This is a genomic window from bacterium, from assembly GCA_021158245.1.
Taxonomy (GTDB): Bacteria; Zhuqueibacterota; QNDG01; order QNDG01; family QNDG01; genus QNDG01.
Genome location: JAGGVB010000046.1, coordinates 1 through 16,202 on the forward strand (window position 1 = coordinate 1; position 16,202 = coordinate 16,202).

Sequence of the window (16,202 nt, forward strand, 5' to 3'; positions counted from 1 at the left end):
CGTAAGCCTTCCATCTTGCTTTTTATTCGTGTAATTCGTGGCTAAATCTTTTTATCCCGTTGCCTCCATTGCGTAACTTACAAGAGAAAAAGCCCAGGGAGCGGGGCGACCTATTCCCTATTCACTATTCACTTCCCCCCTTTTCACTATTCAGGTTCTCCTCAAAAAGCCTGAAAATTCTCTTGTACTCGTCTGTCCAGCTTGAAGGTTCTCTGAATCCGTGGCCCTCCATGGGATATACAGCAAGTTCCCAGTTTTCCTTCCCAAGTTCAATCAGACGCTGAGTTAAACGCACAATATCCTGAAAATGAACATTCGTGTCAATCATACCGTGACACATTAAAAGAGCTCCCTTTAACCCTTCTGCATAATAAATTGGAGAACTCTTCATATAAGCAGTACTGTCCTGATCCGGGCAGTTAAGAATTCTTGATGTGTACCAGTGGTTGTAATGAGCCCAGTCTGTTACTGCTCTTAGTGCTGCTCCTGCTTTAAACACATCAGGAGCCCTGAACATTGCCATAAGCGTAATAAATCCACCGTAAGAACCGCCGTAAATACCAATTTTTTCAGGAGCAACTCCGCACGAATCAATAAGATATTTTGCTCCGTCTACCTGATCTGTAAGATCCTTTCCCCCCATGTCCCTGTAAATTGCAGTTCTCCAGTCACGGCCGTATCCTGAGCTGCCTCTGTAATCAATATCAAGCACATAAAATCCGTTGTCCGCAAGAAAGTTGTGGAACATGTACTCTCTGAAATATGTGCTCCACCATTTGTGTGCATTCTGAAGATATCCTGCCCCATGGACAAATATAACAGCAGGCATGCCCGGGCCGGGATTCTCGGGTCTGTACAAACGGGCATAAACCGGCTTTCCGTCTCTTGCCTTAAATGTTATTACTTCAGGCTTCCGCCACTTATACGAATCAAACTCCTTTGTTGTGGATAATGTAATTCTGACTAATTTTGCTCCAGGCTCATTTTTCATTAAATAAAGCTCCCAGGGATGATTTGATGTGGAGTTTCGTATTGCTATCATCTTTTCATCCGGAGACAGGTAAACATCGTTTCTTCCCGAAAGATTTGTAACTTTTTCAGGAACTCCGCCGCGTATTTTCATCCTGTAAAAATTTCTGACTCCCGGATGTTCGATATTTGCGGAAAAATACCACCATTTTTTATCTTTTGATACTCGGGGCGAATAAACTTCAAACTTTCCACTGGTAAGCTGTTTTTTCTCCCCTGTTCTGATATCAACACAAAAGAGGTGTGAATATCCGGATTCTTCCGACTGAAACCAGACATGATTATCATCAGGCATCCACCCTGTGCCGGATCCTCCCCAGGACATAATACCCGGCCCTCCTATCCACGCATCGTCATGCTGACGGTCAATCAGCGTAAAATTCGTTGAATCAGGATTTACAAGCATTATCCATCTGTCTTTATGGTCCTGGGAAAAAATATTAACAACAGCAAGGTTCCCGTTATTCTGCCATACAGGAGAAGTAATCATAACTTTACGGTATACCTCTTTACCTTTCTTTTCCGAATCCTGCTCTTTTTTTATTCCCGGGATCTTTCCCTTTGAGAAAATTGTCATTTCCCTGGATTCGCTGTTCCACACTGCAAGCTCATAATCAGACTGAGGATATCCCACCTTTGGTCTGGATGAGATATCTTCCGTATATCCTGTTTCTGTAATAAAATCCGAAACAATTGTTTTTTTGCTTTTGGCCCCGCTTTTAACAAGACAGAAAATTACATATTTTTCATCAGGGCTTAAGCTAACATTAACAACTCTTTTTTTGCCCGTATAAACTGCTATTGACTCTTTTTCACCCTCCGCTTTACTCTTTTCTCTGCGAAGTAATTCTCTTTGTCTTCTTTTTTTCAGGACTGAGCTTAATTTTATCTCTTGTTTCCCTATCCAGGACAGATCGTCTTTTTTATCAGGTTTTGATCCCTTTTTAAAATCCGTGATCTGCTCAATAAAAAAGCTTTTCATATTTATTGAAAAAAGGTTCGTACCTTTGTAAAAGAATATCTTTTTCCCGTTTCTGCTGAAAAACGGGCGGGATTCCCTGTCTGTTGTTTTTGTCAATCTCTTTGTTTTCCTGTTCTTCAGATTACAGACAAACAAATCTCCGTTTTTTTCATATACGTATCTCTCTTTCTTTTTATCAAATGAGCCGTAATAGGACACCATTTTTTCTCTCTCGTACTTATCGGTTTTTTCAGGTTTGGAGCCTTTTCTGTTAATTTCATACAGGGAATCAGACTGCGCATTTTCCGGGTTCCATAAAAAATAAATTTTTGAGCCGTCAGGAGACCAGTGTATACGCGAAGGTATAGACCCTATCCATTTGGGGTCCTGCATTATTTTTTCAATTGTAAATTTTGAGGTATTGTCTCCGGAAAACAGCGGCCGGAAAAGAACCAACACAAAAAATAAGGGAATAAAGAGTCGTAAATTTTTCATAAAAACTCCTGTTAATTACAATGGTATGTAAAATTTATTTTGATTGGAAAATTTTTTTAATAAATTATTATACGAATTAACGGCTATTGTGTTTCATCTTATAAATGTCTGTTTTTTCGCAGAACAGTAAAAAACCACATTTATGTTTTACAAGTAAGGAAATCATGTAAAAGAAACACTTTTTATTATAACTTTTTTTATCTGTATTTTTTTTGGAGAAAATCTTTGCATACTAAAGAGCTGATATCAAAAAATTGTTTTTTTGTCTCTGATCTTCATGGAAGCATCTCCAGATACAAAACTCTTTTTGATGCTATTATGAATGAAAGCCCGGCAGCCGTTTTTATGGGAGGCGACCTACTTCCCTCCGGAATGATGAAATTAACAGTATCATTTAAATCTATCCATGAAGATTTTATTAATGATTTTCTTGCTGTTGAATTTGGCAGATTAAAAAAAATTATGGGTAAAAAATATCCTGAAATATTCCTGATTCTAGGGAATGATGATCCTCGTTTTGAAGAATCTTCCATACTAAGCGTTAGTACAACCGGTATTTGGAATTATATTCATAATCGTAAAATAATCTGGAATGGATACAGTATTTACGGTTATTCATTTATTCCTCCTACTCCATTCAGGTTAAAGGATTGGGAGAAATTCGATGTTTCAAGATACACTGATCCTGGATGTACCGCACCGTATGAAGGTTCCCACACAATTCCGGTTCCGGAATCTGAGTTAAAATACTCCACAATTAAAGAAGACCTGAAAAAACTCACTATGAATGATAATCTTGAAAAAGCTGTCTTTCTCTTCCACTCTCCACCGTATCAAACTTATCTGGATCGTGCAGCTTTAGATGGAAAAATGATAGACTATGTTCCTCTGGATGTACACGTTGGCAGTATTGCAATTAAACGGTTTATTGAGAAAAAACAGCCTTTAATAACCCTTCATGGCCATGTTCATGAATCAGCACGAATTACTGGGTCATGGAAGGATAACATTAATAAAACTATCATGTTATCTGCCGCTCACGACGGGCATGAACTTGCTATTGTTAGATTTAATCCGCGTTCTCCTCAACAAGCTACAAGAGAACTCAAATAGCTTTTCCGATATGGAGTTCCCTGGCAGCATCTGTTACTGCGTCTATTTTGACAGCATAACTCGTTTTTTTCCTGATATCTTCATCTGTAACAATGTGTATATCAAGAAGGCCATCCGACTTGTAGCCTGTTTTCAGATAATTCATCTCTGCCAGTGTCAGGCTCCATCCTTCCAGCCATAATAAAAGGTCATTTTTTTGTTTTTCTGATCCATTAAAATGAATAAGTAAATCAATGTCGCTCGCTGGTCCGGCTGTCGCATTTTTAGTGCTTCCGAAAATATATATTTTTTTCACTCCAAACCTATCAGGATCCAGTTGATCTGCAATTTTCTTAGCCATGTGGTATCGCCATCTCCAAAAATCATCTAATTGTTCCTTCTTTGTTTCACTCTCATTTTCATAAACGTAAGTTTTTACACTATCAGTATTCGCTAAAACCGCAATTGCTTCATTAATATCTGCATTCATTAGAATATTAAGTACCATGCCATCTGTTTGACGCCGAACATCAATCACACGTATTATTTCAGACAAACCGGAAAATTCATGAGCTAACTCACTAAGTATGTTGGGTGACATATTAAAAAATCTTTTATTAAATACAACATCTTTTTCGTCAGGGTAAAGTGGTAAATAGCGAATAGATGACTCAACAAGATCTTGAAAAAAATGAGTTCCGAACGATAAATCAGGCGTGAAATTACCAGTATTCTTTGCTATCTCTATAAGGGCCGCAGTATTGTTGATATCCGAATAAGTAACATTGACCCCTAATTTGATATCACCCCGACTCCCCCATCTGCCCGGGCCCATTAGAATAAATTGCCGCTTGGGCAGTATTTTATTTAATGCACTTACAGCTCTGCCGACGTTTTTAAGTTCTTCTAGCGAGGCCGTTTTTTGATAAGCCTCTGGATTTACATAGACTATATGGGTAATATTTGGTATGTATCCATTAGATATAAATTTTTTTGCAGAGAATAATATTTTCTCATCAGGAATATCTCTTGGAATCGGAGCAGGTTTACTGATTTTTGAATAAGGCTGCGGCCTGCATTGCAGCAAATACAAATTTTTACCGTCATGAGCGAACTCAATGTCCACCGGCGTCTTAATCTTTTCTTTTAAAACATTTAAAAGATTTTGAATCTGTTTAATGAATGTTGTTCTGTTTATAACTCCGGAAAAAGTGACAACAAAATCATCTTTTTCAAAATCCATATTCAATACGGAAGTATATTCCTGTACATAATCACCCTTAACAAGGGAAACAATATGATTGATAATTGGAAAATCATCGCCATATTCCTTTAATAAATCAGATATAGCAATAGTTTCAAATGTATTATTTTCCATATTTATTGCATCAATATACTTTGGAGAATAACGCTGTATTTCATCAGGCGTAATATTGACACGCAGTTTAGGTTGGCCTGGAGAGATCAGAATCGGGTAATCATCTGCAAGTCTATCAACAGCACGTGTACCCAGCCCCGGCACTATACGGATGAGTCCGTCTTCTCTTTGAATTCTGGGAGACCAGCGGAACTCATTATTGCTGAAAGCCACACCGGAAAATGAAGGAAAAAAATATTTGCCAACCCTTGTACCAACTACTTCTTGTATCATCACCCCCATTTCTTCAAAGAAATCTATCAGCCCCCTTTCCTTCCGGTATTCAATGGGATCGGGCCCGAAAGTGGATGCATAAATTTCAGCGATTGCATCTGTAAGAGCATCCAATCGCTGCAGTTTGCTGCCCTGATTAGCAAGGAATAAACTTTTATATTTTCCGGAAAATGAGGCTCCAAACCGGTCTTCGAGCAGGCTTGAACTTCTAACTATAATGGGAACTTCTCCAATATCATCTAAAGCAGCTGATAATTTTTGTACAATCTCCGGAGGAAAAGGAGAATTTTTAAACATCTGAATTATATTATGATACCCAATAAAAATTTCATCCATATCTTTATATTTCTGCTCAATAATCTCTTCAAGATTATTGTAATAAAGAAAATTAATCAGTCCATCTGAAGTAATATACCAGGTTTTTGGCACTTTCATCTCATAAAATAAATCTGAGTAGGATTTACATTTATTTACAATTTGAGAAGCAAGAAAAAGTCCGGCACTTTTCCCTCCCAACTTTCCATGGCTGTTAGCAGGGAAAATGACATTTTTTACAATATCATAGTAGTCCTCTACATCAATATACTGTTTAGCGATATTGATAAATTCTAGCTGATCAGAAAAAAACCTGCGGATTAATGACACACGCAGACCCTTGTTTATTGAAATTGATAATTCAAAACCTTCTTTGGTTATGTGATGGTAACGTGTTATAGCATCAATTATTTCAGTTAACGATGAGTTGGGGTCATCTATCGCTCTTACTAAAAAACGAGATTTATCTTCCTGAATCCATTTTTGAATGTTATATAAAATTATGCTGCTTTCAAAATTTTGAGATGCAACTCTAAAAACTTCCTTACTCAAAGCTATAATGTTATCTATTGGCTTTTTTTTGCTTGGACTGTTTATATCCTCAAATTCTTCTCTGGAAGTTTTTACTTCAAATTGCTTAAGCAGTTCATTTGCTTCTTCTATTCCGTTCCAGTAAAGATAGTGGAGCATCTTACGTGAAAGATATACAAAAAGGTTCCTATCCGACTGAAGTAACATGTCTACAAGTACAACCCATTCGTTTCCATCTTTATGAGAAAATGTTTCTTTTATATTTTCCCATTCATTGGTTGTAGATTTTAATTTTCGGTAAAGAATTGTCTGAGAAATTCGATTTGCAATAGTGTGTAATAATTTTTTTTCTTCCTTTAAAAAATATCCTTCATCAGTATGGGGCACACCCTCAAAATATGACACAATTATCTTGCCAACAACCTCTCCTTGAAGAATAATTTCAGCACTAAGCTCTTTTACTGGTTCAGTATAGTTGGCAGCTTTGTAAATCCTATTATTATATATTATTTCTACCTGGCAGATATCAGGGTATTGCCAACCGGTCGGTATAGCTTCAATTATGCCCTGAAACAGTTCATCAAAGCTTAGATTTGTCTGGCTTAGTAATTCCTCTATCTGATAAAAGCAGTTAAGCTCTTTTTCTCTCTCCTTAAGAGTATCAAATAATACGTCAATATGGATATTTTTATCATTCATTTGATTACCACACCTAATTTATTTTTTAATGAAACAACTACTTTAACAGGATTTATTAAATGTATATGTTTTATAAAATCAGTTTCATTAACAATTTTCTGCTCATCCAACCATTTCCAATCTATATGGCAGTCATCATTATCTTTAATGTAAAAATACATAATATGTAAATTTGAGACGTTATGAAAAAAATGTGATCCCTGGCTAAAATCAATTGACCGTTTTGGATGAAATGATTCAACTATAACTTTTGCCTGCGAAATTTGCCCCCAATTAACAGGGATCCCTAGCCATGGATCGGTGCTGCCCCATCTACCAAATCCAATAAGCATATAGGGTTGACTTTTTTTTGATAATTGTTTGTTTATAACTTCAAGCTGGGAAGCAATTATTTTTGTCTTGCTGTAATCGAATGTATCCGGTTTTATATACACAATGTCCTGTATATCATTACGTTTGCCATTGCCCAGAACAATATTTGATTTTAAAAGAATATCTGAATTATCAATATCATCCATATTGATATAAACCTTTTCTTCTGAAGATGCCATTCTCCTTACCTGTAGTAAACTGAATCTGAATGTATTGCTATTTCTGTTATCAATAGTCACTGCAAATTCTATCTCCACTTTTCCGCCAACAGAATTTTCGCACATCGGCAGTATTTCTTTTATAATCTGGTTTAGAGGTGGTTCCTCAAAGTGTAATATAGGAGCAAATGTCACTATTCTTGGGCCTTTTCGGCCAGTACCTATGTATACTCTGTCAGAGTTGGCATCATACGTAGATACAATTTTTGCCAGAACATTGTCATACTCTGCATCAGATAGGTTTAGTTTTACAAGATACTCGGCTTCATTTACCGGATCATACTGTGTAACGCCGCCCATATTCACTGCCCAGAAATCAGTTTGGCTCTGTTTTAATAAATCCTGTATGGAATTATGTGGTGGATCAATTTGGGGATGTGCCGGTGAATACGACCAGCAGAGGCCCCCATCAACAATTGTTTTTCCAAGGCCAAGTGCCAAATTTACAACGCCGTATTCCGGCTTTGACCGACCAAATGGATAATAATTGTATGAACGTGCAACACCTGAAATATTTGGATAAAACCGATTTCTGTGCCGCAACCCAACCACTTCCTGAATAATGACAGCCATTTTTTCTGCTTTAATATCATTATAAGTTGCTGCTGCATAGTCTTTTGCATTTTTAAAAAATGTGGAAGAATATACATATTTAATTGCTTCAACCAATTTTCGAAAACGACTTTCTGTATCGGGCTGGTTATTCGAAATCATTTTTGTTGCATATATTCCGGCGAATGGCGTTTCCAGACTGTCTTCAAGCAAACTCGATGAGCGTATTGCAAGAGGAGTATGTACTTTTGATATAAGTGCCCAGAGATCGCCGATCAAATCTGCAGGAAGATTTGCACTCTGAAAATGATGAGCAATACGCTCATCAGTGAAATCGGACAGAGAAATTTTATACAGGTTGTTCTGTTTCATAAATAGGTCAAAAAAATAGGTTGTAATTACAGAAAACAGAGGAATATCAACAACGATGTTTTGGATAGAGTCTGCATTATAAAGCTGTTCCAAATCCTGTTTTATTGCTATAAGTCCGTGTGCTTTACCCCCTATCTCACCAGTACCGATACGAGAAAACAACTCATTACCAGTAAAAAATTTACGGTTAAATTCCGGAATACATGCAGACCCGATATGTTTTTCAAGTACACTCACAGACTTACCTTATTTCATTAAAAAAATAAAAACTCTTTATAAATGCTATGCAAGGGCAAAATTGTTCTACCCCTGCATAGTAAGAAATAAGTAACATTATGTCAACAGATAACTTTCATCAAACCCATCCACGAATCTTGCACGCCTGAGCCACTCTGTCAATTGCGATCATATAAGCTGCGTCTCTCATGTAAAGATTTTTTTTCTTTGCCAGCTCACTAACAGCAATAAAGCCCGCTGTCATTTTTGTGTCGAGTCTTCCCAGTACTTCATCTTTTTCCCAATAGTAATTCATGTTGCACTGTACCTGCTCAAAATAGCTGCATGTAACACCGCCAGCATTTGCAAGAAAATCAGGGATCAAAAATATTCCACGCTCTCTGATTATTTTATCTGCTTCAAGTGTTGTTGGGCCATTGGCAGCTTCGCAAATAATTTTTACGTTTTTACCGATTTTGTTCACTGTCTCAGCATTAATTTGATTCTCAAGAGCTGCTGGTACAAGGAGATCAACATCCTGTTCAATCCAGGCGGATCCATCCAGGATTTCATATCCCATTTCTTTTGCTTTATTTTTATCGATAGCTCCGAATTTATCAGTAATTGGTTCAAGTTCATCCATGTTGATTCCGGAATCTTTCTTAAACGTATATGATTTTTGATCTTCCTGATCCCAATATGAGGCCGCTATTGCCTTACCACCCATTTGTTGATATAATCGTATTGCATACTGGGAAACATTTCCAAAACCCTGGAAACTTGCTTTAGTATCCTCAACTCGTATATTCAGCTCTTTCATGGCCTCTCTAACTGTGTACATAACACCATATCCTGTGGCTTCTGTTCTTCCCAACGAACCACCCAATCCTACTGGTTTACCGGTTATTGTTCCTGGATATTTTGCATTATGGATTGTTTCATATTCATCCAGCATCCATATCATATGTTGTGCATTGGTCATCACATCAGGTGCAGGAATATCTTGTAATGGGCCAATATCTCTGGATAACTGGCGTATCCAACCACGGCATATTTGCTCTTGTTCCCTCGAACTCAACTGATGCGGATCACAAATCACACCACCCTTGCTTCCTCCCAATGGGATATCAACTACCGCACATTTCCATGTCATCCACATAGACAAAGCTCTTACTGTGTCTATTGTTTCTTGGGGATGAAATCTTATACCCCCTTTAGCAGGTCCACGTGCATTGTTATGGCAAACTCTAAATCCACGGAATATTTTTACTTCACCGTTATCCATATGGACAGGAATATTGAAATGGTATTCTTTCATTGTATTACGTAATAACTCTTTAGTACCATTATCAAGATCAAGCATTTCAGCTACATTATCAAACTGTGTCCTTGCAGTTTCAAATGGATTATATGCTTCATTATTCATAGCTAACAAATCTCCTAATATTTTTTTAACATGTGACACATTATTAATGAATTAGATTAATGATATTATTCTCTTTTCTCCATTCACCTCCCTTCTTGGCTTGTACTATTATAATTTATTATGTAATAGTGTTAATTTTAGAGAATTTTCTATCGTTTTTGTTGTAAATGGCTTTTCAATTACATCATTCACTCCAAGACAGATCGCATCTTCAGTAATAGACTTGTTGCCGTATGCTGTAATCAAAATTTTTATAGTGTCCATATAAATGTCTTTAATTTTTTCAAAAAACTCAATGCCATCAATACCCGGCAATTTATAATCACAAATAATTATATTATACTTTTCTACCTTTAGTTCTTTCAGTGCCTCTTCAGCTGTTTCTACTGCTTTCAGATAACAATCTTCATTTTCAAATACTATGCTCATTGAGTTTCGTATCCACTTATCATCATCAATGAGAAGTGTCTTCATGTTTCTTATTTTAGTGTAAATTGTCATATTTCCATACCATATAAATTAACATGTTTTATCTTCTCATATAAACATATGCACAATCTATACCAATCTAAATTTATGTAGTTATCTTTATTATATTCAATTAGTTAGCTAATCCTCAAGAAATGTTTAGAATATATAAAGTTAGAGTATTTGAGAAATTGTTTTTCTCATTTTTCCGAAATTAACAGGACGTTAATATTTATTTAGGGTTATTGCGGAGCAATTTTAATTTATACCTAAAAGTATGATGATTCATCTTAAGAAGTCTTGCAGCAGCACTCACATTTCCTTTAGCTATTTTCAGGGCATTTTCCAGGTAATATTTTTCAATTGATTTTTGAACATCTGATATATCAATTCCTGTTGCAGAAATTGGTGGTAATACGTATTCATCTTTAGTCGCATCATTTTTTTTTACATATGTTTTCTTAAATCCAATATCTTTAACAGATAATTCAGAACCATTGCCAATTAAAACAGCCCTCTCAATTACATTTTTTAATTCACGGATATTACCTGTCCAGTGATGATTCATCAATTCTTCACATGCCTCCTGAGAAATACTGTTAAACTGCTTATTGAACTTTTTGGAAAACCTCTCAAGAAAATAATTTGATAGTTGTACGATATCTGCACTTCGCTCATTTAAAGATGGTACTTCTACAGTAACAACACCTATCCGATAATAAAGATCTTTTCTAAATTGGTCTCGTTCAATCATCCCCTTAATATCTTTATTTGTAGCAGATACCACTCTTGTGTTTACCGTATGCAGGTGCGTACCTCCAACTCGATAGAACTCGCCCTCTTCAAGAAATCTGAGAAGTTTGGCCTGTGCTGCCATGCTCAGATCACCAATTTCGTCTAAAAATAACGTCCCATTGGCAGCTTCCTCAATCAGTCCCTTTTTACCAGATGCTTTTGCTCCGGTAAATGCTCCTTTTTCATATCCAAAAAGCTCACTTTCAACCAGCTCACCAGGCAGCGAAGCACAGTTCATCGTAATAAGAGGGCCCTTGAAATTTGGACTTCTGTAATGAATGGCCTTTGCAATCAGTTCTTTTCCTGTCCCGGTTTCTCCTAAAATTAAAATAGGCGTATCTGGACTTTTTGCAACAAGTTTAATAAATTCAATAACTTCCTGAATGATATTACTCTTTCCTATAAAAAAAGGCATATTTTCTTCAATATACTGTTCCTGCAGGTATTGTATCTCTTTTCTGAGTTTTATTGACTCGAGTGCATTTTTTATAGAAAGTTCAAGTCTGTCCATATGAATGGGTTTTAACACATAATCATATGCACCCAATTTCATTGCAGAAACAACTGAATTGATATCTTCATATGCTGTAATCATTATTATTAATACTTCAGGATGTATTTCTTTTATTTTTCGGAGGGCATCGATTCCATTCATTCCCGGAAGCCCTATATCTAACAAAATAAGATCCGGAAGACTAATTTTAAATACATCAAAGGCAGATTCTGCATTTGTAAATGCTTTGACATTATATTCAGTGCCAAGCACTGTGGAAATGCCTTCTCGGATAGTTTCTTCATCGTCTATAACATAAATACTATAAGTAATCATATTTTTTATAACTCTTGAAATGGTATTTCAATAATAAATTCAGCGCCACCCCATTTACTGGTAGTTACATCCAAGGTACCACCATGATCACTAATTATTCTGTGACAGAGACTCAGGCCTATTCCAGTATTTCCATTTTTTGTAGAATAAAAAGGATCAAATATTTTTTCTTTCAGCTGTATTGGAACACCCGGGCCAGAATCTGAAACATTTATAATAATATGATTTTTTTTTATTGAGGATGATACTTCAACCTTTTTCTTACCAGTGTTTTTTTTCATTGCTTCAGCAGAATTCGTAATTAAATTAAGTATAACCTGCTCTATCAAAAGAGGATCAGCATAACATTTTGGCAATTCTTCACCGAGAAATTCCTCAATGCTTATACCAATTTTTCTTAACGTCACAGAAGAAAGACTAATAGCCGCTTTAATGGGTTTATTAATATTCATTTTAATTAATTTTGGTTCTGTTGGTTTGGAAAAATCCATTACTCTCTGAATAACAGATTCAATTTTTCCTGAAGCAGCCTGCATTTCATTAATGATCTCATGGGCCTTGTCAAAATTTTCTTTCGTTGGAATAAGTTTATCCAGTGCATTTAAATATATATTGATCCCTGAAAGCGGATTTCGTATCTCATGAGCAATGCCTGCCGTGACATGTCCCAATGAGACCATTTTGTCTTTTACACGTAAAAGACTTTCCGTATGCCTTGATCTAGTAACATCCATAATGTTTAACAGTAATGCATCTTTCCCTTGATATTCTACAGTACTCACACGGCAATAGACCCATTTAATGTCAATTTTATTTTCTGAAGGATAAAACCGGAAATCAATATCAACACGTTTTTTCTGTCCTGATAAAATTTTTCTAAAATTAGCATTAACCTTTTCCACATCACCAGGATGGATATTTTTCCAGTTCATTTTACTGAATATTTCAGGCAGTAATTTTGATATCCTTTCTTGCTCTGAATTCATGTAGACAATTTGGCCCCCTTGAATAATAACAATCCCTATCAGAGAATTCTCCACCAAATCTTTAAAACTTGTTTCCTGCTCATGCAGTATTGTCTGTATTTTAATATACTCCGCAGCTTTACCAAGCCTTTCGGAAATAGTATTGATTAGAGCCCTTTCCTCATTAAGAAAAGGGCCTTCATCTTTTTCAGCTCTTTCTTCTAAATAACCAATTTCCAAAAGACCGATTTGTTTTGAATCAGCGAAAATTTCTTTTGTCAGTTTCCATTGTGTATCCTGATAGTTTTCAGTTTTAAATATTTTATCATTTTGAAAAATTTTAGCATATGTTATTTCAGGATACTGCCATGCATTGGGTATGAACTGTATGGTACCCTGGTAAATTTCATCAAGAGATATTCCACGTTTTTCAATGAGCCTTGAAATTGCGTAAAGACATCTCAGCTCCTTAATTCGTTCCCCCAGTTTCTCTTTACTCTCTATTAACTCATCCTCAAGTTTTTTACGATCCTCTTCATTTTCAATTTTGTAAACACTGTATGCTATATTTTTCGCAAGTTCATTCAGTAATTGATGCGTATTTTCATCAATAATTTGATAGTCATTAAATTTTAGATATAAAAATCCATATTGTTTCTCATTAAAAACCAATTTAAAAGAAATTGTAAAATCCTTATAGTTATCATTCTTTGAAGATTTTGCTATAATCTTTTGGTCTGATTCATTATCTGATTTGCTAATCCATGTACTATCAATCTTGCTATTACTAACAAATGCATCACAAATTTTTTCAAACAAAACATTCTTATCTGTCTGATTTATTAGAATACGTTGGATATTATATAAAGTAAAAAACATCTCATCTGATTTCAATTGAGCAGTCCTCTGTGTTTATATACAACTAATGACAATAATTTAATAATTTTTTTACAAAAATGAAATTCATTTTATATAGTGAAGAAATGAATAAAACCAAATATTTAAGAGCCTCTCTGATTTTTAGAGAGGCTCTTAATCTTTAGTAATTAAAGTAGGTTACTTTACAGGATAATCCGGTTTCAACGGAAATTTATACGGATTTTCTTTTATCTGCTTCAAAAGCACCTTAATTGCAGTTTCAAGCTGCTTATCCTGCCCTGCCATACGTGAAGCAGGATCATTCTCAACAAGGATATCCGGATCTGCCCCGTGATTTTCAACAATCCACTTACCATTCCTGTTGTAAAATGCATTATTTGACTGATGCACAGTACCGTTATCCATAGTTTTCTGTCCGTTAATTATTCCTACAAGTCCGCCCCATGAAGGCACGCCGATAACAGTCCCCAGCTTATTTGCTTTGAAATCTTCCACAAAAGCTTCTCCGTCCGACCCGTTGTACTCATTTGACACAACTGCTATGTGTCCGTTACTTACACTTCCCGGATATCGGAAAGGAACCATTCCATTCAGACAGTTTTTGGCAGTCATTTTTCTTTCAAGTTTGTCAATTATAAAGTACTCTGTCCATCCTCCGCCGTTTCCGCGTACATCAATTATCAAACCCTTCTTATATCTGAACGCACGCCAGTACTTATCAAACTGCGCAACATTTGATGAACTCATGGCCGTAAGATGCATGTAGCCTATCTGTCCGTTACTTGCTGCAATCACTTTTTTGATGTTGTCAGCAACCCATCTTTCGTATCTTAATCTGTATTCAGAACGAATGGGCTTTACTTCGTATGTCTTTGCTCCTGTTTTTGACGGACTGGAATTAATTGTAATTTTGACTTTTTGGTTTCTTGTAACCTGCAGATATTTATAAGGATTGTCCTGCGTTTTGACTGTTTTACCGTTTATTGCAATAAGATAGTCCCCCTGCCTGATTTTTATATCCGGACGAACAAGAGGACTCTGCAGATCACAGTTATATTCGGTAGGTCCGTAAATCTTTGCAAATCTGTAAAAGCCTGTTCCGGTTTTCTCCAGATCCGCGCCAAGAAGGCCGGTGTAAGTTTTAGGCCATTGCCTTTGAACAGGGCCGTAATCGCCTCCCCACACATAGGTATGGGACACACAAAGTTCTCCTACCATCTGAGATAGAAGCCAGTTTAAATCTCCTCTCGAAGTAAGCTGAGGGATGTATGCCCTGTACTTATCTCCCATGGCTTTCCAGTCTCTTCCATGCATGTTAGGATCGTAAAAGAAATCCCTGTACCAGCGCCATGCATCGCTGAAAATCTGGTTCCACTCTTCTCTCGTCTTTACCGTATAGGTCATATCACCAAGATCAATTTTCTTTCCTATTCTCTTTGAGCCGAACATGGATTTTACAGATGAAGAAAAATAAGTATCATTTTTCTTAACAATTACATAGTCCCGGTTCTCCGAAAGTTTCCAGTCGCTGATCTCCTGGGAAACAACGCTCTCCTCTTTCTCATTCATATCAAAGATATGAAGACTCCATTTTGCACGTCCTCCGGGTTTAAAAATTTCTTCATATTCGGATTCTCCGAAATAATCGGTTGATGCCCATGTTACTTTCCCGTTTCCTGCTTTTAAGAAAAAGTAATTACCTGCTGATACAGGCAGAGAGTAAATTCTGTTCCGAATATTTTTGAGATCAATTTTAAACTCATCATCATTCTCTTTTTTGTCTTTACTATCCTCAGAGAAAGGAGGAGACAGGTTATCTCTCAATTGTACAACCATAACTTTAACCGGATTCAGAATCACATGGTCATCCTCAAATACATCCATTCTGACGTCAAAATTACGATAAGAAAGAAAATATAGATACTTACCATTCGCATCAAAGCTCGGATTAAGGTTGTCATAAAAATCGCTTGTAACTGCAAAACTCTTTTTCTTTTCAAGGCTGTACAGATACACAACACTGTTTCTGTTGTAATGCACAAATGAGTATGTTATCCATTTGCTGTCCGGAGACCATGAATAATCGCTTATTTCCCAGTAAAACTCATCATTTTTAAGCTGGTTGGATTCTGCGAATTTTACGAGTTTCTTTGCAGTTAAATCATAATAAAAAAGCGCAAAGTCCTTATTTCCGAAGAGAATTTTGGTGCCGTCAGGAGACCACTCCAGATGGTAGACCATATGCTTTAATTTTTTTGTAAGCTGCTGCCATTTTGCATCGGGTTTTATATCCATCACATAAAGTTGGTACTCCCCTGTTTTGTCAGAGAAAAAAGC

Annotated in this window: 9 protein-coding genes; 1 reads left to right on the forward strand and 8 read right to left on the reverse strand. The window is 36.2% G+C overall.

Annotated elements, in window-relative coordinates; translation table 11 throughout:
* Nucleotides 1–124 precede the first annotated feature (124 nt).
* Nucleotides 125–2,485 carry a prolyl oligopeptidase family serine peptidase gene (locus tag J7K93_02500; GenBank protein MCD6115860.1) on the reverse strand — a complete coding sequence of 787 codons (2,361 nt, stop codon included), beginning with the start codon at nt 2,483–2,485 and terminating at the stop codon, nt 125–127.
* Between the two features lie 225 nt (nt 2,486–2,710).
* Between J7K93_02500 and J7K93_02505 the strand changes: the two genes are divergently transcribed.
* On the forward strand, nt 2,711–3,598 hold the full coding sequence (locus tag J7K93_02505; GenBank protein MCD6115861.1) for a metallophosphoesterase: 888 nt from the start codon (nt 2,711–2,713) through the stop codon (nt 3,596–3,598).
* Here J7K93_02505 and J7K93_02510 read toward each other — a convergent pair.
* The 7 genes from J7K93_02510 to J7K93_02540 form a co-directional block, all read right to left on the reverse strand.
* Entirely contained in the window at nt 3,591–6,773 is a 3,183-nt protein-coding gene (locus J7K93_02510) for a nucleotidyltransferase domain-containing protein (protein ID MCD6115862.1), read from the reverse strand. The genes J7K93_02505 and J7K93_02510 overlap by 8 nt on opposite strands.
* Nucleotides 6,770–8,524 (reverse strand): hypothetical protein, encoded by a 1,755-nt coding sequence (locus tag J7K93_02515; protein ID MCD6115863.1) that lies wholly within the window; start codon nt 8,522–8,524, stop codon nt 6,770–6,772. The genes J7K93_02510 and J7K93_02515 overlap by 4 nt, the downstream gene beginning before the upstream one ends.
* Before the next feature lie 118 nt (nt 8,525–8,642).
* Nucleotides 8,643–9,929, reverse strand: a complete 1,287-nt coding sequence (locus J7K93_02520; protein MCD6115864.1) for a Glu/Leu/Phe/Val dehydrogenase — start codon at nt 9,927–9,929, stop codon at nt 8,643–8,645.
* A gap of 108 nt (nt 9,930–10,037) precedes the next feature.
* Nucleotides 10,038–10,430 carry a response regulator gene (locus tag J7K93_02525; protein ID MCD6115865.1) on the reverse strand — a complete coding sequence of 131 codons (393 nt, stop codon included), beginning with the start codon at nt 10,428–10,430 and terminating at the stop codon, nt 10,038–10,040.
* Between the two features lie 199 nt (nt 10,431–10,629).
* A complete protein-coding gene (locus J7K93_02530) occupies nt 10,630–12,021 on the reverse strand; it encodes a sigma-54-dependent Fis family transcriptional regulator (protein MCD6115866.1) in 1,392 nt (463 codons plus the stop codon).
* 5 nt (nt 12,022–12,026) lie between these two features.
* Complete coding sequence (locus J7K93_02535; protein MCD6115867.1) at nt 12,027–13,880, reverse strand: PAS domain S-box protein; 1,854 nt, start codon at nt 13,878–13,880, stop codon at nt 12,027–12,029.
* 162 nt (nt 13,881–14,042) lie between these two features.
* Nucleotides 14,043–16,202: PDZ domain-containing protein (locus J7K93_02540; protein ID MCD6115868.1), on the reverse strand; the 2,160-nt coding region annotated here is incomplete at its 5' end.